23 protein-coding genes are annotated in these 21,616 nt (G+C 65.2%); 19 read left to right on the top strand and 4 right to left on the bottom strand.

Going from position 1 to position 21,616, the window contains the following annotated elements:
• Window positions 1-71: 71 nt before the first annotated feature.
• The 3 genes from ACODSD_RS19885 to ACODSD_RS19875 all read right to left on the bottom strand — a co-directional run bounded on the left by ACODSD_RS19885 (window position 72) and on the right by ACODSD_RS19875 (window position 2,299).
• Complete coding sequence (locus ACODSD_RS19885; protein WP_488878125.1) at window positions 72-1,145, bottom strand: type I restriction endonuclease; 1,074 nt, start codon at window positions 1,143-1,145, stop codon at window positions 72-74.
• A gap of 180 nt (window positions 1,146-1,325) precedes the next feature.
• A complete protein-coding gene (locus ACODSD_RS19880) occupies window positions 1,326-1,694 on the bottom strand; it encodes a hypothetical protein (RefSeq protein ID WP_253315574.1) in 369 nt (122 codons plus the stop codon).
• Between the two features lie 257 nt (window positions 1,695-1,951).
• Entirely contained in the window at window positions 1,952-2,299 is a 348-nt protein-coding gene (locus tag ACODSD_RS19875) for a Mor transcription activator family protein (RefSeq protein ID WP_107801535.1), read from the bottom strand.
• 231 nt (window positions 2,300-2,530) lie between these two features.
• Between ACODSD_RS19875 and ACODSD_RS19870 the strand changes: the two genes are divergently transcribed.
• The 11 genes from ACODSD_RS19870 to ACODSD_RS19820 all read left to right on the top strand — a co-directional run bounded on the left by ACODSD_RS19870 (window position 2,531) and on the right by ACODSD_RS19820 (window position 11,530).
• Window positions 2,531-2,992 (top strand): Gp37 family protein, encoded by a 462-nt coding sequence (locus ACODSD_RS19870; protein WP_253315575.1) that lies wholly within the window; start codon window positions 2,531-2,533, stop codon window positions 2,990-2,992.
• On the top strand, window positions 2,989-3,183 hold the full coding sequence (locus ACODSD_RS19865) for a hypothetical protein (protein WP_486636232.1): 195 nt from the start codon (window positions 2,989-2,991) through the stop codon (window positions 3,181-3,183). Before ACODSD_RS19870 ends, ACODSD_RS19865 begins: the two co-directional genes overlap by 4 nt.
• A 2-nt stretch (window positions 3,184-3,185) precedes the next feature.
• On the top strand, window positions 3,186-4,622 hold the full coding sequence (locus ACODSD_RS19860) for a phage tail sheath subtilisin-like domain-containing protein (protein ID WP_107801532.1): 1,437 nt from the start codon (window positions 3,186-3,188) through the stop codon (window positions 4,620-4,622).
• Between the two features lie 2 nt (window positions 4,623-4,624).
• Entirely contained in the window at window positions 4,625-5,149 is a 525-nt protein-coding gene (locus ACODSD_RS19855; RefSeq protein ID WP_043592621.1) for a phage major tail tube protein, read from the top strand.
• A 214-nt stretch (window positions 5,150-5,363) separates the two neighbouring features.
• Entirely contained in the window at window positions 5,364-5,618 is a 255-nt protein-coding gene (locus ACODSD_RS19850; RefSeq protein WP_107801531.1) for a phage tail assembly protein, read from the top strand.
• Window positions 5,619-5,643: 25 nt separating this feature from the next.
• Window positions 5,644-5,772, top strand: coding sequence for a GpE family phage tail protein (locus tag ACODSD_RS19845; RefSeq protein WP_191186169.1), 129 nt, complete (start codon window positions 5,644-5,646; stop codon window positions 5,770-5,772).
• A 148-nt stretch (window positions 5,773-5,920) separates the two neighbouring features.
• Window positions 5,921-8,626, top strand: coding sequence for a hypothetical protein (locus ACODSD_RS19840; protein WP_488878124.1), 2,706 nt, complete (start codon window positions 5,921-5,923; stop codon window positions 8,624-8,626).
• A 61-nt stretch (window positions 8,627-8,687) separates the two neighbouring features.
• Complete coding sequence (locus tag ACODSD_RS19835; RefSeq protein WP_227106019.1) at window positions 8,688-9,599, top strand: phage tail protein; 912 nt, start codon at window positions 8,688-8,690, stop codon at window positions 9,597-9,599.
• 4 nt (window positions 9,600-9,603) lie between these two features.
• A complete protein-coding gene (locus ACODSD_RS19830; RefSeq protein ID WP_107801528.1) occupies window positions 9,604-9,819 on the top strand; it encodes a tail protein X in 216 nt (71 codons plus the stop codon).
• Window positions 9,816-10,880: a phage late control D family protein gene (locus tag ACODSD_RS19825; protein WP_488878123.1), complete on the top strand. Its 1,065-nt coding sequence runs from the start codon at window positions 9,816-9,818 to the stop codon at window positions 10,878-10,880. The genes ACODSD_RS19830 and ACODSD_RS19825 overlap by 4 nt, the downstream gene beginning before the upstream one ends.
• On the top strand, window positions 10,877-11,530 hold the full coding sequence (locus ACODSD_RS19820; protein WP_227106023.1) for a phage baseplate assembly protein V: 654 nt from the start codon (window positions 10,877-10,879) through the stop codon (window positions 11,528-11,530). The genes ACODSD_RS19825 and ACODSD_RS19820 overlap by 4 nt, the downstream gene beginning before the upstream one ends.
• A gap of 88 nt (window positions 11,531-11,618) precedes the next feature.
• Here the strand turns inward: ACODSD_RS19820 and ACODSD_RS19815 are convergent, their stop codons facing one another.
• Entirely contained in the window at window positions 11,619-11,957 is a 339-nt protein-coding gene (locus tag ACODSD_RS19815) for a hypothetical protein (RefSeq protein WP_107801526.1), read from the bottom strand.
• Window positions 11,958-12,390: 433 nt separating this feature from the next.
• On the opposite strand from ACODSD_RS19815, the gene ACODSD_RS19810 reads away from it, so the two are divergent.
• The 8 genes from ACODSD_RS19810 (at window position 12,391) to ACODSD_RS19775 (ending at window position 21,615) form a co-directional block, all read left to right on the top strand.
• Window positions 12,391-13,416, top strand: a complete 1,026-nt coding sequence (locus ACODSD_RS19810) for a hypothetical protein (protein WP_253315579.1) — start codon at window positions 12,391-12,393, stop codon at window positions 13,414-13,416.
• Between the two features lie 10 nt (window positions 13,417-13,426).
• Window positions 13,427-15,415 carry a hypothetical protein gene (locus tag ACODSD_RS19805; RefSeq protein WP_253315580.1) on the top strand — a complete coding sequence of 663 codons (1,989 nt, stop codon included), beginning with the start codon at window positions 13,427-13,429 and terminating at the stop codon, window positions 15,413-15,415.
• A gap of 13 nt (window positions 15,416-15,428) precedes the next feature.
• A complete protein-coding gene (locus ACODSD_RS19800; protein WP_227106029.1) occupies window positions 15,429-16,490 on the top strand; it encodes a ferritin-like domain-containing protein in 1,062 nt (353 codons plus the stop codon).
• Between the two features lie 140 nt (window positions 16,491-16,630).
• A complete protein-coding gene (locus ACODSD_RS19795; protein WP_253315581.1) occupies window positions 16,631-17,863 on the top strand; it encodes a 3-dehydroquinate synthase in 1,233 nt (410 codons plus the stop codon).
• Window positions 17,850-19,085 carry a metabolite traffic protein EboE gene (gene eboE, locus ACODSD_RS19790; protein ID WP_488878122.1) on the top strand — a complete coding sequence of 412 codons (1,236 nt, stop codon included), beginning with the start codon at window positions 17,850-17,852 and terminating at the stop codon, window positions 19,083-19,085. Before ACODSD_RS19795 ends, eboE begins: the two co-directional genes overlap by 14 nt.
• Window positions 19,082-20,023, top strand: coding sequence for a UbiA family prenyltransferase (locus tag ACODSD_RS19785; RefSeq protein ID WP_199225976.1), 942 nt, complete (start codon window positions 19,082-19,084; stop codon window positions 20,021-20,023). The genes eboE and ACODSD_RS19785 overlap by 4 nt, the downstream gene beginning before the upstream one ends.
• 16 nt (window positions 20,024-20,039) lie before the next feature.
• Window positions 20,040-20,738, top strand: a complete 699-nt coding sequence (locus ACODSD_RS19780; RefSeq protein ID WP_488878121.1) for an EboA domain-containing protein — start codon at window positions 20,040-20,042, stop codon at window positions 20,736-20,738.
• Window positions 20,725-21,615: a TatD family hydrolase gene (locus tag ACODSD_RS19775; RefSeq protein ID WP_199225975.1), complete on the top strand. Its 891-nt coding sequence runs from the start codon at window positions 20,725-20,727 to the stop codon at window positions 21,613-21,615. The genes ACODSD_RS19780 and ACODSD_RS19775 overlap by 14 nt, the downstream gene beginning before the upstream one ends.
• Window position 21,616 lies beyond the last annotated feature (1 nt).

The raw sequence follows: 21,616 nt of genomic DNA, 5'->3' as shown, positions 1-21,616 counted from the left end.
GCATTGTGCTGTTGAACGGCGACACGGAAGCCTCCCCAAAGGGAGGCTTTGTTGCATCTGAGCCAGAGATATTACAAATAGGTATGAGCGGTGGCAACCAGTTGTGTTGAAAACTGGAAAATATCGTCTAGCTTGGTGATGGGGTGACGAGTTTCTTTTTTCTCTTCGTCAAATAAACCGATATATTTCTGTGTCCGATTGAAGTGAAGTCGGCAGATCGGTTTTCTATTATTGTCATCAACCAGAATTCCAAAATAACTTTGAGTGTCTCTATAAGCGATCCTGTTGGAATCTATAGCAGTGCGAATAATAGATAACACCAGATAAAAGCCTTCGATTTCTTCTTTGGTAGTAGTGATGGAAGCTTCTTTTGACTCTTCTATGTTGGAATTGTCATCTTCAGGGATAGTTGGAGTGGTTACAGGCCCTGTGTTGTCCATTGCAGTTTTTAGCCTATCATTTATCCTATCACTGATATACTGATTGAGCGCCTTTGTTACGATGGATGAGAATTGATCCCGTACTTTTTGAGTCAACACACCATTGTATATTCTTGTTGCAAAAAAACGAACGAAGTCTTCTTCTGGATTTTTATATTGGGTGTTGAGAATGCTTTTGGTTTGTTGAACATACTTTAATTCTTCGGCTGCATTTAAAATGGAGTCTAAATTAAATGACTGTTTTGTCATTTTCGCTATTTCAGGAATGGCATGCTCATCTATGTCTTCCAGGTCTAATTGTAAAAATGGTTTTTCATCCATTTTATTTGGTGCATCAAGGTCAGTAAAAAACAAATATTGATGACCATTAGTTAGAATGGCGATTCGAGCTTGTGTTGCAGCAAAATATCGGAATAGCTGGGAGGCATGCTGGACAGAGAGTGATTCTGAGTATTTTTTGCATTCAACAAGAATTTGAACTTGATTGTCCTTTACTAAAGCATAGTCTACTTTTTCACCTTTTTTGGTTCCGACATCAGCAGTAAATTCAGGGATGACTTCAGTTGGATCAAAAACATCATAGCCAAGAATCGTGCTTAAAAAGGGCATTACTAGGGCGTTTTTGGTCGCTTCTTCAGTTTGTAGAGAGGGCCCTAGTTGTCTTGATCTGCTAGATAAGGTATTGAGCTTGTTTGTAAACTCCATGAGATGCTCCTTTTAATTTATGCCAAATATTTTTCTATTCTTAAAGAAATGGCATTGACTTGTCAATTCATGCTGCATAAAGATGGTTTGTGTTTAGATAATTACATTTGATGCGTAATAAAAAATAGCCTCCAAAATTGGAGGCTATTTGTTTTAACTGCAACAAAAAACTTGAATGGTTTAGTAATAACTGACCACCAGTTGGCCGCGCGGCTTGTCTTTGGGCGTGAGGATATTGAAGCTGCGCAGCTTGTCGCTGCGATCCAGGTCGTAGCCTTTGGCGGCGACCTGGCTGCTGGCTAGGGCGTCGGCGTTGGCGCGCACCGGCAGGTTCTCGCCGTTGGCCGCGAGGGCCTGGATATGGACCGGCGCCTTGCATTTGCCGACTTCCAGCCGGCTGGGGCCGTTGACGCGGCTGGGCGCGTCGAGCGCCAACGGGCATTGGGCTTCGACGATGCGGCCGCTGAAGGTGATGACCCCGCCGTCGGCGTGAGCAAAAGACGACAGCAGCAGGAAAGCCATGGCGGCGAGAGGCGCTGGATGTGTCATGTGGATACCCCGTTTGATCTAGTGACGTTGCGCTCAGCGGTCTGTGGCCGCTGTGGTGGTGTGGCCTTCTAGGTATAGGCGGTATCCGGACTGATTCCAGGAAAAAATTAATATATTAAAACTATATTTAATAGAAAATTACTATAAATGTTTTAAATCAAGCCTTTATTGGATTGAGTTTGTTTAAAGTCTGAGTCAGAAAAGCCGCTCTCCGGTTTTGGAGGAGCGGCTTTTTTCATGGGCGCGGCGGGGCGTGTTCAGCCGGTCTGCCCGGCGCGTTGCTCCAGCTCCCTTTGGCGTTCCGTCTTGATGATTTTGTAGATCCATTGCAGCGATACGCCGTAGCGACGCGCCAGTTCGGCGTGGTTGCCGCCGGTGAATTCGCCGTAGATCTGCTGGTCGCGCAGAGAGGACTGATAGGACAAGCCGATGGGAAAGTAGATGTTCTGTCCGCCCCAGTGTTTGGCCATGCGTTCGGCGATTTCCTGCCCCAGTTGCTCCGCTTGTTGTTGTTCGGTGTTGGCGAGCTGTTTCAGCGTCATGGCCACGTGCTGGGCCAGGTCGACGAGCAGTTCCGGTCCTTTGCTGCGAAAGCGTGCTTGCATGGCGTTGTCCTTTGGCGGCGGTATCGATGACGGCCATTATCGCCGTCTTCGCGCGCGCGGCCCGGATGACGGCTGTCAGCGCCGGCGCGGTCCGGCTTTCAGTAAAGAGGGTTAAAAGACCGCAATGGGGACGATGGCGCATCCTTGCCCTCGTTCGATGGCCAGGCGTCGTCGGCAACCGTCCTTGCGAGTGATCTCGCCTTTCTTCCCACGATGTCCAGGAGCCCGCCCGTGGCCAGCACTTCCCAAATCGTTGACGCGCTGTTGGCGCGTTTGCGCGGCGCTTTGCCGTCATTGAGCGTCGAGCATTGCGCCGCGCCGGCCGATTACCGGCTTGAACATCCGCAAGGCGCGCTCTTGTTGAGCTATCGAGGCAGCCAATTCGCCTTGCCGCGCGATGTGGCCGGCGTCTGCCAGCTGCGCACGTTGCAGCTGGAGCTGACGCTGCTGCTGCGGCGCGCCGGCGCGCAAGTCAACGATACGGAAGCGCTGGACGCGGCGCGGCGCGCCTGCCTGGGATTCTCCGCGCCGGATTGCCGACCCGCCTGTCTGTCGAGCGAAACCTTTTTGGGCTTCAGCGACGGCATCGCCCGTTACGCCATTTCGCTGGCCGCCGACACCTTGCAGGTGGCGGAGGCGGCCCCGGGGCATGAGCCTGTGTTAACCGCAGTCACTAAGGAGGAGCAAGCATGAAGTATTTGTATTCCGGGCCGATCAGCGGCGTCACTTTGGCCGACGGCCAGGAAATCATGTTGTTTCCCGGCGCCGAGGTGGAGATGCCGGAACAGCACGATTACACCCGCGTGCTGTTGGCCTTGCAGCATCTGAGCCCGTTGCCGCAAGCGGCGGCATCGACGTCCCCTAGCGCTGAACAAGGAGCTTGAGCATGGCAGCCAATTATCTGCATGGCGTGGAAACCATTGAAGTGGAACGCGGCGCGCGCCCGGTGCGCACCGTTAAATCGGCGGTGATCGGCCTGATCGGCACCGCGCCGCTGGCGCCGGAAGCGGCCAATACCCCGGTGTTGTGCCTGTCGGAAAAAGACGGGGCGGCCTTTGGCCCGCAGCTGGCCGGCTTTACCATTCCGCAAGCGCTGAACGCGATCTACGATCACGGCGCCGGCACCGTGGTGGTGATCAATGTGCTGGACCCGGCGCTGCACAAGAGCTCGGTCGCCGGCGAGGCCGTGACGCTGGACGCGGCCACCGGCCAGGGCAAGACCGCCAAGGCGGCGCTCTTGAACGTGACGGTGAAGAGCGCCGACGGCGCCACCGCCTACGTGGCCGGCACTGACTATTTGCTGGACGCGGTCAACGGCAAGATCACCCGGCTGAAGGACGGCGCCATCGCCGCCGGCGCCGGCCTGAAAGTCAGCTATGACTACGCCGATCCGGCCAAGGTCACCGCCGCCGACATCATCGGCGCGGTCAACGCCGCCGGCAACCGCACCGGCCTGAAGGCGCTGCAAGACACCTATAACCGTTTCGGTTTCTTCGCCAAGCTGTTGATCGCGCCGGGCTTCTGCACTCAGAACTCGGTGGCCAGCGCGATGGCGGCCATGGCCGATAAGCTGGACGCCATCGCCTATGTCGACGCGCCCATCGGCACCAGCTTCGCCCAGGCGCAAGCGGGCCGCGGCCCGGCCGGCGGCATCAACTTCAACACCTCCAGCGACCGCGTGCGCCTGTGCTATCCGCACGTCAAGGTGTTCGACCCGGCCACCAATGATACCCGTCTGGAGCCGCTGTCGGCCCGCGCCGCCGGCCTGCGCGCCAAGGTGGACAACGACAAGGGCTTCTGGTGGTCCAGTTCCAACCAGGAGCTGGCCGGCGTCATCGGCGTGGAGCGCCAGCTGACCGCGATGATTGACGATCCGCAGTCCGAGGTGAACCTGCTGAACGAGCAGGGTATCACCACAGTGTTCTCCAGCTTTGGTTCGGGTTTCCGCCTGTGGGGCAACCGCACCGCCGCCTGGCCCACCGTCAGCCATATGCGCAACTTCGAGAACGTGCGCCGCACCGGCGACGTGATCAATGAGTCGATCCGCTATTTCAGCCAGCAGTTCATCGACATGCCGCTGAACCAGGCCACCATCGACGCGCTGGTGGAATCGGTGAACGGCTACGGCCGCAAGCTGATCGGCGACGGCGCGCTGCTGGGCTTCAAGGCCTGGTTCGACGTGGCGCGCAATCCGGAGACCGAGCTGGCCGCCGGCCATCTGCTGATCAGCTACAAGTACACGGTGCCGCCGCCGCTGGAACGTCTGACCTTTGAGACCGAGATCACCTCGGAATACCTGTTGAGCCTGAAGGGAGGCAATTGATCATGGCAGGCAAGATTGAAATCAACCGCATCACCAACGCCAACATCTACATCAACGGCAACTCGCTGCTGGGCCGAGCCGAGGAGATCAAGCTGCCGGACGTGTCCGCCATCATGCAGGAGCACAAGGCGCTGGGCATGGTAGGCAAGATCGAGCTGCCGGCCGGCTTCGACAAGCTGGAAGGCGAGATCAAGTGGAACTCGCTGTACAAGGACGTGGCCAAGATCATCGCCAACCCGTTCCAGGCGGTGCAATTGCAGGCCCGCTCCAGCATCGAGACCTACGGCGCGCAGGGCCGCCTGCAGCAGGTCAGCCTGGTGACCTTCCTGACCGTGATGTTCAAGAAGAACCCGCTGGGCACCTACAAGCAGCATGAAAACGCCGATTTCAGCTCTTCCTTCTCCGCCACCTACATCAAGCAGGTCGTGGACGGCGAGGACGTGCTGGAGCTGGACTACTTGGCCAACATCTTCCGGGTGGGCGGCAACGACATGCTGGAACTGTACCGTCGCAATATCGGCGGTTGATGGGGGGCCGGCCGCCGGCCGGCTTGTTTCTCTCTTTCCGCGCGGACGAGGCTGGACCCGGCTTTGCCGGGTCCGCCGGAGCCGCGGGGAGGCTTCTGGCGGCAAGCCGACCGGCGGCTTCAAGCCTTTCCCTAAAGGGCTTTAACAGACCCGCCGGGCCGTAAACCGGACAATGAAGCTCATCAACCACGCAGCCCGCGACCAAGGAGCTCACATGAAGATCAAACTCAAATACCCGTTCACCAACGCCGCCGGCGAACGTCTGGACAGCCTGGACATCAGCCGTCTGAAGCGCGCGGATCTCAAAGCCGCCAGCCATCACAGCCAGGACGACGCGGACCAGGAGGATTTCTTGTTCGCGCGCATGACCGGCCTGACGCTGGAAGACATCGACCAGCTCGACATCGCCGACAGCCGCGCGCTGGCGGACTGCTTTCGCGACATGGTGGGCGTCTCCGACGACGCTTAAGGACTTCGACGAAGCGCTGCTGACCGTGCTGGGCCTGCCGCCGTCGGAAATCGACGCGCTGGCGATGGACGACTACTGGTTTTGGTGCGAGGTGGCGGAGCGAGAGATCCAGCGCCGTCACGAGCGCGAACAGCAGTGGCTGGATCGAGACTGATTTTTCCTGCGCCGCGCGTCCGCGCGGCCCGGGGCCGGCCCGTCCGTCAGGACGCCCGCCGGCCCCACCCGGCGCTGTCGGCTTCGCCTTCGACCAGGCTCTTAGCGCGGCTTGACAGCCCTTCCCCTCATACTCACAGGCTAACACCATGGTAAGCGAGTTTTTCATCGGTCTTAAGGTGGGAGCGACGCTGTCCGGGGTCTTCGACAACGCCTTCCGTTCCGCCCGCGCCTCCTTGGACGAACTGGGCAAGACCAGCTTGCGCCTGCGCGACCGCCAACGCGAGCTGAGCGACAGCGTGGAGCGTTCCCGCAAGGCCTTCGCCGCGCTGGATCTGCCGCAGCTGGAACGGGATCACCGCAAGCTGGAGTTGACGCTGGACCGCTTGCGCCGGCGTCACGACGCCTGGCTGGACAGCATCAAGCGCGGCCAGGGCGTCAAGCTCGCCCTGCCCGGCGTGTCCCAGGTCAGCGAGATGGTGGCCAAGTGCCGCGTCGAGCTGCAGGCCTCGGTGAAGGTCAAGGCGGTGATCGAAGTGGAACAGCGGGTGCTGGAAAGCCAGGAGCGGCAAAAAGACGCCACCTGCAATCCGCGCCCGCCGACCGTGCCCAAGCGCCCGACTCCGCGCGGCGACGGCGGCGACAAGTCCAAGGACGCGCCGCCCGATCTCGAATCCACCCTTCAGCGTCTGCGCACGCCCGGCATCCAGCGATGGATAGGCGTGGCCGACGCTGTTCAGCTGTCCTCGCGCTGGCTGTCCGACGCCGCCGGCAAAACCCACGAAGTCTTGTCCAAAGGCCTGGGCAATAAGGCCTTGCGCTATGTGCACGGCAAGCTCAATCCCTTGCTGGGCGGCAAGTTGCCCAGCGTGGACGCCATGCTGGGCGCGCTGGAAAGCACCCGCGACGCCGGCGACACCGTCGCCAAGGGCGCGGCCAGAGTGGGCCAGGCGCTGCGCCGCTACGCCGACACCCCGGGCAGCGTGCTGGCCAAGATCGCCGCCGCCAGTGAGACGCTGCTGAAAGAAGACGGCGCCAAGGCGGCCCAGCCGGGCAAGGCGGGAGGCGCGGCGGCCAAAGGCAAGGCCGGCGGCGGCAAGATCCGTTCCGCCATTAGTCTATTGCAAGGCCTGCCGGCGCCGGACGCCACGCCCCTGATCGAATTCAACGACAAGGTGGGCAGCATCAGCCGCGATGTGGCCAAGGCGGCCGGCACCGTGCACAAGACCTTGTCGCAAGGCATGGGCAACAAGGCGCTGCGCTATGTGCACGGCAAGCTCAACCCCTTGCTGGGCGGCAAGCTGCCCAGCGTGGAAAGCCTGCTCGGCTCGGTGAAAGCGCTGGAGGACGGCGCGACCAAGGCCGGCGAGATCAGCGACAAGGTGGGCAAATCGCTGCGCCGTTACCAGGACACCAAGGGCGGTTTGCTGAGCAAGCTATGGGCCGCCGGCAGCGAATGGTTCAAGGAAGACAAGCCGGGCGCCACTCAGAGCGAGACGGACAAACCCGGAAGCAGCCAGAGCCAGACGGACAAGCCCGGCGGCTGCATGGAGGCCAAGCCCGAGAACTGCTGCTGTTGCTGCCAGCCGGCCATGCGCGACATCGACAAGCCCGGCGACGGCATGGACCCGGACCGGGACCAGCGCAAGAAGGAAGAGCGGCGCGAGCGCGGCCGCAAAGAGCGGCGACCCAGGCCCAAGCCGCGTCCCAAGCCCGGCCCGAAACGGAGGCCAAGCCCGCAGCCGAGACCGAGCCCCAGACGGAGCCCGCGTCCGCGGCGCCTGCCCAAGGGGCGCGGCCTGCCAGGCGGCATCGGCGAAGCGTTCCGTCGCGGCGCGGCGCTGGCCAAGGCCGGAATCAAAGGCTTGGGCAATGCGCTGAAGCAGGTGCCTGGCATGCTGCGTAGCGGTGCGCAGAAAACCGGGGACTGGCTCAAGAGCCTGCCGGGCAAGGCCAAAGCCGGAGCGCAGAGCGCGGCCAGGGCGGCGGGTTCGGTGGCCAGCCGCGTCGGAGCGGGGCTGAAGCGCCTGCCCGGGCTGGCGCGCGGCGGCATCGGCGGCGCGGCCAAGCTGGCCAAGGCGGCGGCCCAGCGCGCGGCGCCCTTGTTGAAGGCCGGCGCCGGCGTGGCCAAGGCCGGACTCGGCATCGGCAAGGAAGTGTTCAAGCGCACCGGCGGCCTGCTCAAGGCCGGCGTCGCCGGTTCGGTGATCACGGCGTTGGAGGCCGGCCAGGAGGCGTGGAACGTCAGCAAGTCCAATCGCAGCCAGACCGAGAAGAACAAGGAGTACTGGAAGATAGGCGGCAAGGCCGGCGGCTCCATCGGCGGCGCGGCGATGGGCGCGGCCATAGGCAGCATGATTCTGCCCGGCGTCGGCACCTTGGTGGGCGGCGTCATCGGCCACTTCGCCGGCAAGTACGCCGGGGAATGGGCCGGCGGCAAGGTGGGCCAGGCCATCCACGGCGCGCCCATGCCCGGCAAGGCCAAGCAGCCGCCTGCCGCCACCCAGCCGCCGTCGCGGCCGCCCAAGGTGGACTTCGGCGCGTCGGCTGGCAAGCGCGGCGGGGTCGGCGCGGAAGTGACGGCCAGCGTCTCGGTGTCCGCCCAGGCGGAAGCGCGCGCCCGGCAGCTGCAACGCCTGCAACAGGGCGGCGCGGCGGCCAAGTCGCCGGGCAAGAGCGCCGGCGGCGGCATGAACGTCACCTTCGCGCCGCACATCACCGTCACCGCCAGCGCGGCGGCCACGGTCAAGCAGCAGGTGCAGCAGGCGGTGCAGCTGTCCTACGCCGAGTTCGAACGCCTGATGCGGCGCTACGAGGCGGACAGACAACGGCGCAGTTACAGCGCTCGCGCTTGAGTCGCGGAGCCTGGCGCGCTCGCGCGCCGGGTTCTCTTTCCACCCATTCGGAGGGCAACCCATGTACGCGGTACTGGGCAATATCGAGTTTGATCTGATCAGTTATTTCGACGGCCTGGAACAGCGCAGCGGCAGCGACTTCGCCGAACACGGCCGCATCGGCGGCAAGCCGGTGCTGCAATTCGTCGGCGACAAGCTGGACGAAATCCGCATCGACCTGGTGCTGCACGCCGCCTACTGCCAGCCGGACGAGGAGCTGCAAAAGCTGCAGGCGGCGCGCCTGCAGCACCAGGCCTTGGCCTTGGTGTTGGGCAACGGCGACTACAAAGGCCGCTTCGTCATCGCCGAACTGCAAAGCACCGGCCGCCAGACCGACCGCAGCGGCAGCCTGCTGGCGGTGGAGGCCCAGCTCAGCCTGCGCGAGTACGGCGGCGACGCGCCGCCCAAGCCCAAGCCGGCGCTGGCCAAGGCCGCCGCCAGCCTGCCCGCGGGCAAGCTCAAGCTGCCGGCCGGGCTGGAGCGCTTCAAGGCCGACATCGCCGGCCTGGCCAAGACCGTGGCCCAGGTCAAAAGCGTGGTGGGCAAGGTCAAGACCGTGATCAACACCGCGCGCGAACTGCGCCAGCTGGCCGGCCGAGACCCGGCTGCGGCGCTGGAAAAGCTGCCCGGCCTGCTCAAGGAGGTGCAGGCGCTGGCCCCCGGACTGCAAGTCAGCGGCGAGCAGATGGCCAAGTTCGAGCAATACAGCAAGCTGGCCGGCGACGCGGTGCGCGTCGGCCAGAGCCTGCAGCAGGCCAAGCTCAATATGACGGCGATGGGCCGGCTGCTGGCCGGCACCCAGGCCGGCCAGGTGCTGGACAAGCTGGCCGCCTGCGAAGAAATCAACGGCCGCTCCGAGGTGGCCTTGCGCGAACTGGCCGAGCCGCTGGCCGGCCTGGCCGCCAAGGCCGCGGTGCGGCGCATCCTGAGGTGACCCCATGTTCCTGAACCATGTGACTCAAGAAAACGAACGCTGGGACCAGATCGCCTGGCGTTATTACGGCGACGTCGGCCAGATGGCGCAGCTGATCGCCAACAACGCCCACATTCCCATAGGCGAAACCCTGCCCGCCGGCCTGATCCTGGCCGTTCCGGTGCTGGAGGCCGCGGACAGCGAGGCGCTGGAGCAACTGCCGCCGTGGAGGCGCTCATGAGCGACAGCCGCGCGCAAGAGGTGCCGACGCCGGCCTTCGAACTCAGCTACAACGGCAAATCCATTACCGCCGACATCGCTCGCCACGCGCTCAGCGTCAGCTATACCGATCACCTGAGCGGCGAATCCGACGAGCTGGACGTGGAATTGGAAGACGTGGACGGCCGCTGGCTGGACGGCTGGTATCCGGACAAGGGCGCCACGCTGGCGCTCAAACTGGGCTATCGCGGCGCGGCGCTGGTGGCGGCGGGCAGCTTCGACATCGACGAAGTGGAATACCGCTCGCCGCCGTCCACCGTGCGCATCCGCGCGCTGGCCACCGGCGTGCAGCACCCGCTGCGCACCAAGAACGGCCGCGCCTATGAGCAGATCACGCTGCAAGCGCTGGCCCAGCGCATCGCCAAGCGCCACCGGATGAAGCTGCAGGGCAAGATCGAGACGGTGAACATAGACCGGCTGACCCAGTACCACGAAACCGATCTGCAATTCCTGCAACGGGTGGCGGACCAGTACGGCTATGTCTGCAAGGTGATGGACAACAACCGCAAGCTGGTGTTTTGGAAGCGCAGCGACCTGATGCGGAGCGCCAGCGTGCGCCGCTACACCCCGGCTCAGCTGATGGCCTGGCAGGCCCAGGACCAGCTCAGCAAGGTGCCGGCCCAGGTGGACGTCAGCTATCACGATCCGGCCAAGCGCGCGCTGCGCACCGCCAGCGTGCGCGCCGACGCCAAGGCGCCGGGCGGCAAGGCCAGCAGCGCGGACACCGTCAAGCTCACCCGCAAGGCTGCCGGCAAGCGCCAGGCCGAACAGATGGCGGCGGCGGAGCTGGAGCGCCGCCAACTGGACCGCACCCGCATGTCCATCACCGTGGACGGCTCGCCGCAGCTGGCCGCCGGCAGCAATATCGATCTGGACGGCTTCGGCAAATTGTCCGGCCGCTACCAGATCCAGCGCGCCAGCCACCGCATCAGCCGCCAGGACGGCTATGTGTGCGAGCTGGAATTGAAACGGGTGAGCGCCGGCGCCGCCCAAAACCCGCAAAAAGAGAGGAGCAAGCCATGATGGACGTACCCCTGCCGGAAGCGCTGGCCACCCTCAAGTTCGGCAGCGTCTCCGCCGTGGACGCCAATACCCAGCGCGTCCGCGTGCGGCTGCCGGAGTTGGGGCGTCTGCGCACCGCCTGGCTGCCGGTGCTCAGCCGCAAGAGCGGCCGCGACAAGGACTACTGGCTGCCGGACATCGGCGAGCAGGTGGCGGTGCTGCTGGACGCGCGCGGCGAGGACGGCGTGGTGTTGGGCGCCATTTTCTCCGCCGCCGACGCGGTGCCGGTGGCCAGCGTCGATAAATGGCATCGCCGCTTCGCCGACGGCGCGACGCTGGAATACGACCGCGCCGCGCATCAGCTCACCGTCAGCGGCGGGGTGCAAAAAGTGGTGGTGGAAGCCGGGGCGGAAATCGTCCTTAAGGCGGGCGCCAAGGTCAGCATAGACGCGCCGGCCACCGAGATCAGCGGCACCTTGCTGGTCAAGGGTCTGCTCACCTATCAGGGCGGCCTGAACGGTTCCGGCGGCAGCGGCGCCAGCTTCTCCGGCAACATCAGCCAGAGCGGCGGCAGCTTCAACAACGCCGGCGGCGACGTGGTGGCCAGCGGCAAGAGCCTGGCCGGCCATGTGCATCCGGCGCCGGGCGGCATGACGGGCGGGCCGGTGTAGGCGCGGCGCTTTAGCTGGGCCGCGGCGTCAACAAGCCAGCCCCGACGGATCTCTCCGTCGGGGCTGGCTTGCGTGTTGAATCAATCCCTTAGAGCAAGCGGTTCAACTCGCTGGCCGCATTCAGCTGCATCGCATGCAGCGGTTCCAGCATGAAGGCGAGGTGCTGGTCTTGCGTTCCGCCGTCGGCGCTCTGCCACAGCAGTTGCAAGGCCGCGCCCAGGCTGCTGTTGGCGGCGTCCAGTTCCAGCAGGTGGCGGCTGGCGATCTGGCGTATGGATTGGCGGCAGCGGCTCAACTCGTCTATCACCGCGTCCAGCACGCCCAATTCCGTATGTTGCTGACGCAGCGCCTGCAATTGGGCGATGGCCTGCCCCAGCTGACGCGTGGCTTGGCCTTCGGCGGCGGAGGGGAGGGAGGAGAGGGCCATGATGAGGTTTCCAATTGATGTCGGCGCAGCCTGTCCGGGACCGATCGGAAGCGGGCAAGTCCATGGCGGGGCGGCTGCCGGCCTGCGCGGGCCGCGTTCCCGGCGTCGGGAAAGCCGGCGCGTCGTGGATTGTCGTCCAGCGCCGAGCTTGGGGTCAAGGCCGGGAAGAGGACTGTCGCGCCCGCGTCGTTTTAGTCCGCATTTCACATTTTCCTTTGCGACTGATCCGCCGCCGGCTATAACCACACTTACAAGTCATGATAAAAGCATGTGTTTTTATGTGTGTTAATACTAAGTGACTATACGTAGTGCGCTGCATCAGGGAGGGCGGGTCAGCCGCCCGTGAAGCGGCGCCGTCCGTAGCGCGCCGGGCAGGAAGCGGCGGCCAAGGGGGCGGATGGCACCGGGGGTTCCAATACAAGGAGCACGATCGATGTCATTGCAACAGTCTGCCACCGCCAGCGCGCGCTGGGGGTGGCTGCTTCTGGCCTGCGTCGCCGCCGGCGCCCAGGCCGCCGACATGCCGGAGGCCTCCGCGGCCGCCGCGCTCAAGGCCTTGAAAAGCACGCCGGCTGGGCGTCACAGCTATTACACCGGCGGCGTGCACAACACCGTAGGCTGTCTGTTGCCGGGCAGTTGCGTCTATCCGCGCAAGCCCGGCGAACCCAGCGATCCGCTGTTCCCCGAGTGGTGGGTCAGCGATTGGACCATGTATCGCATCTTCAATCAGGCGGCGATCCAGCAATACCCACCGCCGTACGCCTCGCCGCCGGCCGGCATGAGCGAGGGTCAGGACTACGAAAAGTCCTACGGCGCCAGCTACTACGACGCCAGCTATGTGCCGGCGGACGGCGACGGCCGCGGCGCGATGATGGAACACTATGAAAAACGCTGCCTGCCCATCTTCCCCGGCAGCAACCAGTACAGCTGCTCCTTCGTGTCCTTGGGCAACAAGGCTTATTTCCTGCGCTACGCGGACCGGCCCAAGGGCACGCCGCAGTGCTGCCAGTTCTCCTTGGACAATCACCCGCCGCGCCGCGACTTCATCAAGCATCTGCCGTACAACGCCGAGCAGAGCACGCACCTGAACGGCAGCGTCCAGGCGTACTCGCGGATAGTGCAGCCGGGCAGCATCCTGTTCGGCTACGCCTTCTATAAGCAAGCGACCCGTGACGGCGGCAAGGGCGCGCCTTACCGGCACCCGCAGTCCTTCTTCTTCTCTGGCGATCCCGGCTCTCCGCCGGACGCGCCCATGGTCAGCCAGAACTACAGCAACTTCCGCGCGCAGAAGCCGGACCCGAAACGGACCTGGCTCAAAGTGGCCGAGATGTGCCCGGCCAAACCGGAATGGTGCTGCCTGTTCGCCACCGATTGCCCGGACAAGGGCAAGACCGACGCGCCGGCGGCCGACAAGGCCAACGCTCAACCCGACCCGAGTTGGGCCACTTTGCAGCCGTAAAGGAACCGCCATGAGTTATCTCGACTCTCCCCGCATTCACTTTTCCGGCTACTTCCAGTCGGACGTGTCCACCGTCAACAACAATGTCTGTTATTACGATTCCGACGCCTTCAAGGAGGAATACCAGCAGTTGTCCACGACCGGCGGCGACGGCGGTTGGAACCCGCAGGGCACCGCCATCTTCCGCTTCGTCAGCTGCAGCGTCACCGGCGCCAGCCTCAATGGCAAGCCGGTCACCAGCAGCGCGCAGGACCCCATCATCGGCATGGCGATGGAAAACGCCGATTGCCGCGCGCCGGGCAAAATGGCGGACCTGGACCCGCAGCAGCAAATGGTGTCCCAGATCTGGGCGCTGCAAGTGCGGCTGACCGACAATGTCGAGCGCGCGTTGTTCATCGGCGACATGTTGCCGGTGGGCTTCATGAATCTGTGGCAGCGCCAGCAGCAGGGCATCCGCTCGGACCAACTGCTGGCCGCCAACTACCAGTCCATCCTGGAAAACGTCCAATGGCACGGGCACAGCCACTCGCCGGTGTTGGAGGCGCTGCGCAAGGCCAGCCAGCACGGCCTGCTGGCCATCGAGTTCAATCTGTTCGGCTACGGCCGCGATCCGTCCATTCCCCGCTATACCCAGGGCCATATCGTCGGCACCATCGGTCCTTACCACGACCGCGAACCCCGGCACTTCGTCATGGGCCGGCAAATGACCGCGCAGCTGGACCCCAACCCCAATGAATATCCGATGGTGCCCTCCGGCGGCGTCTACAGCTTCCAGTGCCAGAACCACCCGGAGCGCCAGACGCTGACCGCGGACTTCGGCAACGCCCTGCCCATCGTCGACGCCAGCGGCGCCTTCGTCGACATGGGCACCTTGACGCTTGGGGTGTTGAAACAGCCGGCGCATGCGCCGATCAGCGGCAATCTGCCCAAGGACCAGGTCATCGTGCTGGGCCAGGTGGCCTACGACCCGCCGCAGCCGGGCGCGGCGGCCAGCGACGAGCCGTCCGAGTGGTATCGCCAGACCGCGGCGATCCAGGACTTCGATTACTCGGCCATCCCCGGCGCCAGGCAGGCGCTGGAGGCTTGCCCGGTGCTGCTGCTGGCGCCGTCCGGCGGTGTGTTCCAGGTGCTGGTGCAGGAGTCCATCGATGGTCTCTATGTGCGCTCCGACGAACACGTGCTGCGGCTGAACGCCGGCCAGCAGCTGCCGGTCAGCTTCTTCGCCAGCCGCTACGGCAAGCCGCTGTCCGCGCAAGTGAACGTGGAACTGCTGCCCAACGGCGCCACCCTGATGGGCGGCGGCCAACCGTTGCCGCCGTCGCCGCCGCACAATAAACCGGTGCTGCCGCCCAGGATCAGCGTGCCGGCGGACGCGGTGCGCTATCCGGCCTGTTTCCACACCAACGACAACGGCCACGGCCGCGCGGAGATAGGCGCGATCCCGGCCGGACCGGGCAATCCGCGCGGCTATATCGACGGCCAGTTGTACGGCATTGGCTACCAGCTGCAGCATCAGCCGCAGGGCTATGTCAGCAATTACTGGAACTTTGTCAGCGTACTGGCCTTCAACCGCGTGCCGGTGCCGGAACACCCCACCTGGTACGACGATATCCGGCCCATCTTCGTCCAGTACGGCAACCTCTATCCCATCATGAGCAAATACGTGGTGGACCTGGGCGATTACGACTCCGTGGTGCGCCATGTGGACATCCTCAAACTGGCGTTCGCCCTGCCGATGAGCGACCCCAATCACATGCCGGTGACGCGCGACCTGTCCGAAGACAAACGCGCCATCATCCTCAAGTGGCTGAACCAGACCGACGCTCAGGGCAAACCGCTCAAGGGCGCGCCGCCGGCCAAGGCTGCCGTCCTGCCCGCGCCGCAAGCGGTGGACACCGACGCGGTGGCGGTGAGCCTCGACGCCTTGCAAGTTGCCGGCAAGACCGCGGTGGTGATGCAACGCCAGGCGCAGCGCAAAGCCGCGCCGTCCAAGGATTGAGGGAGAACAGGCCATGATTCGCTTGCAACGCAGCATCATCCACGGCATCCGCGCCGCCAAGACCGCGGCCGAACTGCACTACTACCTGCAAAACGCGGTGGAACTGGAGCACGCCACCATCCCGCCCTATCTGACCGCGATGTTTTCGCTGAAGCCGGGCTACAACGAGGAAATCCGCCAGCTGATCCACAGCATCGTGATGCAGGAAATGCTGCACATGTGCATCGCGGGCAATATTCTGATCTCCATCGGCGGCCACCCGCAGATCAACAAGCCGCCGTTCATCCCCAAGTATCCGGGGCCCTTGCCGATGTCCATCGGCGGCGATGACTTCATCGTGGGCATCGAGCCCTTTTCCAAGGAGCTGGTGTTCAACACCTTCATGGTGATCGAGGAGCCGGAAGACCCGGTGCCGGTGGAAACGCCCAAGCTCGCCGCCGAGGACGAGCCGGACTACGCCACCATCGGCGAGTTCTACGACGCGATCAAAAAGAAGATCAAAGAACTGGGCGACGGCATCTTCATTCCGGCCACCGTGCCCAAGCAGGTGCTGGGCTGGTTCTCGCCGGAGCGGCTGTTCCCCATCAAGGACATCGCCAGCGCCCTGCACGCCATCAACATCATCATCGTTGAAGGCGAGGGCACCAGCACCAATCCGAACCAATCGCCGGGCAACCCGGCGCACTACTACAAGTTCGGCGAAATCTACTACGGCCGCCGCATCGTCAGCACCCCGGACGGCGGCTACGCCTACGCCGGCGCGGAAGTGCCCTACGACCCGGCCGGGGTCTACCCCATGGTGTCCAATCCGCAGGATTACGACTACCAGGACAACACCCAGGCCAAGGTGAGGGTGGAAGCCTACGCCTACAGCTACAGCAGCCTGCTCAACGCCCTGCACCAGGCTTTCAACGGCGAACCCAAGCGCATCGACACCGCCATCGGCCTGATGTACGACCTCAAGGTGCAGGCGGTCAGCCTGATGGAGACCCCGGTGGCGCCGGGCAGCGCGCAGACGGCCGGGCCCAGCTATCGCTACGTCAACACGCAAGGAGGCATGGACACCAGCGATTAAACGCGTCGGCGGAGGAGTAGCGCCCAAGCGGTCCGGTTAGCGCCGGACCGCGTTTGCCGTCTCTTCCGCCTCGTCGGCGCGCCGCGCGAGGATGTCGCGGCGCGCGGCGGATCATGAACCGGTTTTCTAGGAGCACAGCCATGCCACTGTCAGCCAGCAAGCCAGGCCTCAGCGACGCCGCGGGCGGCCGCAGCGCCGGGGCCATGACCATGCAGCGTTTCAGCGTGCCGTTCGAATACCCGGTGTATTTCGGGCGCGGCCTGCTGAGCGACCCCGGCAACCCGCTGTTGCGGCAAGCCATCTGCCGGCGGGAGCCGGAACGGCGGCACCGCTTCGTGGCGCTCATCGACCAAGAAGTGGCCGCCGCCCACCCGCAGCTGCCGGCCGCTTTCGAACGCTACGCCCGGCGTCACCGCGCCGCGCTGGAACTGGCCGCGCCGCCGCGTCTGGCCCAGGGGGGCGAGGCGTGCAAGAACGAGCCGGAGCAGCTGCTCGCGCTGCAAAGCTGGCTGCAGCAATGCCATGTGGACCGTCACAGCTGCCTGGTCATCGTCGGCGGCGGCGCGCTGCTGGACATGGCCGGTTTCGCCGCGGCCACCACGCACCGCGGCGTGCGCGTGGTGCGCATGCCCACCACCGTGCTGGCGCAGAACGACTCCGGCGTCGGCGTCAAAACCGCGGTCAACGCCTTCGGCGCCAAGAACTTCCTCGGCGCCTTCGCCCCGCCGTTCGCCGTGCTCAACGATTACGACTTCATCGCCAGCCTGCCGCACCGCGACCGCATCGCCGGCATCGCCGAGGCGGTGAAAGTGGCGGCGATACGCGACCGCGCCTTCTTCGACTGGCTGGACGCCAACGCCGAAGCGCTGGCCGCCGGCGACGACGAGGCGATGCAATGGATGATACGGCGCTGCGCCGAACTGCACCTGAACCACATCGGCCAGGGCGGCGACCCCTTCGAGTTCGGCAGCGCCCGGCCGCTGGATTTCGGCCACTGGGCCGCGCACAAGCTGGAAGCGCTGAGCGGCTACGCGCTGCGCCACGGCGAGGCGGTGGCGATAGGCCTGGCGCTGGACTGCCGCTACGCGGTGCTGACCGGCCTGTTGCGCGAAGCCGCCCAGCTCAGCCTGCACCGGCTGCTGCTGCGGCTGGGCTTTGCGCTGTGGCACCCGGCGCTGGACTGGCGCGACGGCGAGCGCCGCCAGGTGCTGGCCGGGCTGGATGAGTTCCGCGAACACCTTGGCGGCGATCTGACCATCACCCTGCTGCAGCGTCTGGGGCAGGGGGTGGAAGTGCACGCCATCGACGCGGATCGGATGAACGCGGCCATAGACTGGCTGCGCGACAGGAGCGATGACCATGTTGCTGCTTGACCCCCAACAACGGCCGGACAGCGTGTCGGCCCCCCATTTGCCCGCGGTCCACATGAGCTACTGCAGCAATATCCATCCCGGCGAAAGCTGGCAGGAATTGCGCGCTCAACTGGGCTTCCACCTGCCGCGCATCAAGGCGCGGGTGGCGCCGGACCGGCCGTTCGGCCTTGGCCTGCGGCTGTCCGCGCTGGCGGCGCGGCAACTGGAAGAGCCGCCGGCGCAGGCGGAATTCCGCGACTTTCTGGCCGAGCACCAATGCTATGTGTTCACCCTCAACGGCTTCCCCTTCGGCGCCTTCCACCGGCAAGCGGTGAAGGACGGCGTCTACCTGCCGGACTGGCGCGACCCGCAGCGGCTGATCTACAGCAACCGGCTGGCCCTGCTGCTGGCGGATCTGCTGCCGGCGGAACTGGAATACGGCAGCGTCAGCACCGTGCCCGGCGGCTACCGCCAGCACCTGAGCGGCGACGGCAGCGGCGCGCTGTGGATCGCCACCCATCTGCTGGAACACGCCGCCTTCCTGCACCGGCTGCGGCAGGACAGCGGCCGCCGCATCGTGCTGGCGCTGGAACCGGAACCGGACTGCCTGCTGGCCACCAGCGAAGACGCGGTCGCCTTCTTCGAACTGCACCTCCTGAGCCGGGCCGCGCTCAACCAGGTGGCCAAATGGTGCGGCGTCAAACGCGAGGAAGCCGAAGCCATCGTGCGCCGCCACCTGGGCGTATGCCTGGACGCCTGCCACGCCGCGGTGGAGTACGAACAGCCGGAAGACGCGGTGGCGCGGCTGGACCAGGCCGGCATCGCCATCGCCAAGCTGCAGCTCAGCGCCGGCCTGCGCGTGACCCGGCCGGACCGGATGGCGGCCGAGGCGCTGCGCGCCTTCGCCGAAGACACCTATCTGCACCAAGTGGTGGCGCGGCGCGGCAGCGAGCTGTGGCGTTATCCGGACCTGCCGGCGGCGCTGGCGGCGCTGCCGCGGCAGCCGGCCGACGAATGGCGCATCCACTTCCACGTGCCCATCTGCCACGCCGCGCTGGGGCCGTTCGCCAGCACCCAGGATTTCCTGTCGCGGCTGCTGGCGCTGCAACGCCAGCGCCCGCTGAGCGGACATCTGGAAGTGGAAACCTATAGCTGGGGCGTGTTGCCGCCGGCCCACCGCCAGGGCGACCTGGGCGAGGCGATCTGCCGGGAACTGCAATGGGCGGAGGGCCAGCTGCGATGAGCGGACAGCCCGCGCTGCCCATACCCAAGACCAGCGCCCGGCGGCGGCTGTCGCGGCGGCACGCGCGCCAGACCCGCCGGCGCGTGGCCGGGGTCTGGTCGCTGGCGCTGCGGCTGGGCCGGGTGTCCAACCTGCCTACGGTGTGGAGCAACGTCCTCGTCGGCGCCGCGCTGTCCGGCCACGTCGCGGCCGGCGGCCCGCTCGCCTTGCTGCTGTTGTCGCTGTCGCTGATCTATGTGGCCGGCATGTATCTGAACGACGTCTGCGACCGCCATATCGACGCGCGCGAACGGCCGGAACGGCCGATACCCGCCGGGCTGGCGTCGGCCCGGCTGGTGCTGCTGGCCGGCTCGGCGCAGTTGGCCGTCGGCGTCGCCCTGCTGGCGGCGCTGGGCCTGTCCGCCTTGCTGGCCGGCCTATGCCTGGCCGCCACCGTGGTGCTTTACGACCTCTGGCACAAGGGCAACCCCTTGAGCCCGCTGCTGATGGGCCTGTGCCGGATGCAGGTCTATCTGGTCAGCGGCCTGGCGCTCGGCGCCGGCGCGCTGTCTGGCCCGCTGCTGCTGGCGGCGCTGGCGCTGCTGGCTTACCTGATCGCGCTGACTTACGTGGCCAAGCAGGAAGGCCGCGCCGGCCTGGGCCGCTTGGCGCCGCTGCTGGGCCTGGCCGCGCCGCCGCTCTACCTGCTCAGCCAACCGTTCCAGCCCTGGGCGTTGCCCTTCCTGCTGCTCAGCCTGGGCTGGAGCGCGCATTGCCTGCGGCTGGCCCGGCCCGGACCCGGCCGCGACATGCCGCGCGCCGTCGGCGGCCTGATTGCCGGCATCGCCCTGGCGGACGCCTTGTTCATCGCCGCCGCGGGCCTGCCGCAGTGGGCGGCGCTGGCGGTCCTGGCCGCCTGGCTGACCCGGAGCTGGCAACGCCGGGTACCGGGCACTTGAACGGAGAATCTGCGCGATGGAAACGCAAACCATGCTGGCGGACCAACTGCACGCCAGCCTGCTGGACGCGGCGGACCGCCACAACGCCGCCCAGGCGCTGGTGTGGCTGGAGGCCTGTCGCCGTCTGACCGCCGCCGTGCCGGAGCCCGCCGCCGCGCGCCGGCTGTTCAGCGTGGCCAACCGGCAACTGGCGGCGTTGACCCTGTTGCCCAAGGGCGCGATCAAGGCCTTGCAGGCCCAGCATGTGCTGGCCGCCGAAGCCTGGTCGCCGGGCGACGCCGGCCGCGCGCTGCTGCTGCTGCGCGCCCTGGCCGCCGGCGCCGGCGCGGCGCTGGCCTTCGATCTGTATCGCGGCGGCGACAGCCTGGAACAGCAGGCGGTGGTCAAGGCGCTGATCCTGCTGCCCAGGCCGGAAGACTGGCTGGCGCTGGCCACCGACGCCAGCCGCAGCCACGTGGCCGGCGTGTTCCAGGCGCTGGCCTGCGACAACGCCTACCCGGCGCAACAGTTTCCCGATCTCAATTTCAACCAGCTGGTGCTCAAGGCGCTGTTCACCGGCGCGCCGGCGCGGCACATCGCCGGCCTGGAGCGGCGCTGGAGCCCGGAGCTGGAACAGATGGTGGCCGCTTACGCCAGCGAGCGCCGCGCCGCCGGCCGCAGCGTGTCCGACGACGTCGTTTTCCTACTGCAAGGACTGCATCATGAAAATGTTTGATCCGCACATCCACATGACCTCCCGCACCACCGACGATTACCAGGCGATGAGCCGGGCCGGCATCAGCGTGGTGGTGGAGCCGGCGTTCTGGATGGGCCAGCCGCGGCGGCACGTCGGCAGCTTCGACGATTATTTCCTGTCGCTGCTGGGCTGGGAGCGCTTCCGCGCCGCGCAATTCGGCATCCGCCACTTCTGCACCCTGGGCCTCAACCCCAAGGAAACCAACAACCCGGACGTGGCCGACGGCGTGATGGCGCTGCTGGAGCGTTATCTGGACAAGGACGGCGTGGTGGCGGTGGGGGAAATCGGCTTCGACGACGAAACCGAGGCCGAGGAGCGCTACTTCGCCCGCCAGCTGGAACTGGCGATACAGTTCGACCTGCCGGCGCTGGTCCACACCCCGCACCGCGACAAAAAGGCCGGCACCCTGCGCAGCCTGGCCCTGGTGCGCGACAGCGGCATCGCGCCGGAACGGGTGCTGATAGACCACAACACCGAAGAAACCCTGCCGCTGGTGCTGGACTCCGGCTGCTGGGCCGGCCACTCCATCTATCCCAACACCAAGATGGACGAACCGAGGATGGTAGCGCTGGTGCGCCAGTACGGCAGCGAACGCATCATCATCAACAGCGCGGCCGACTGGGGCGTCAGCGACCCGCTGAAAGTGCCCAAGACCGTGGAGGCGATGCGCGCCGCCGGCATCGCCGAGCGCGACATCGAAACCATAGTCTGGCGCAATCCGCTGGACTTCTTCGCCCAGAGCGGCCGTCTGGACATCGAAGAAGCCAACAGCCCGCTGGCGGTGGACCAGCGCCGGCTGTACCAGGGCAACTCCGTGCTGCGCGGCCAAAATCCGCAGGTGGACATCGTGGACTGAC

This window comes from Chromobacterium sp. FG22, from assembly GCF_057809415.1.
This window is presented reverse-complemented; position numbering and strand designations above follow the sequence as displayed.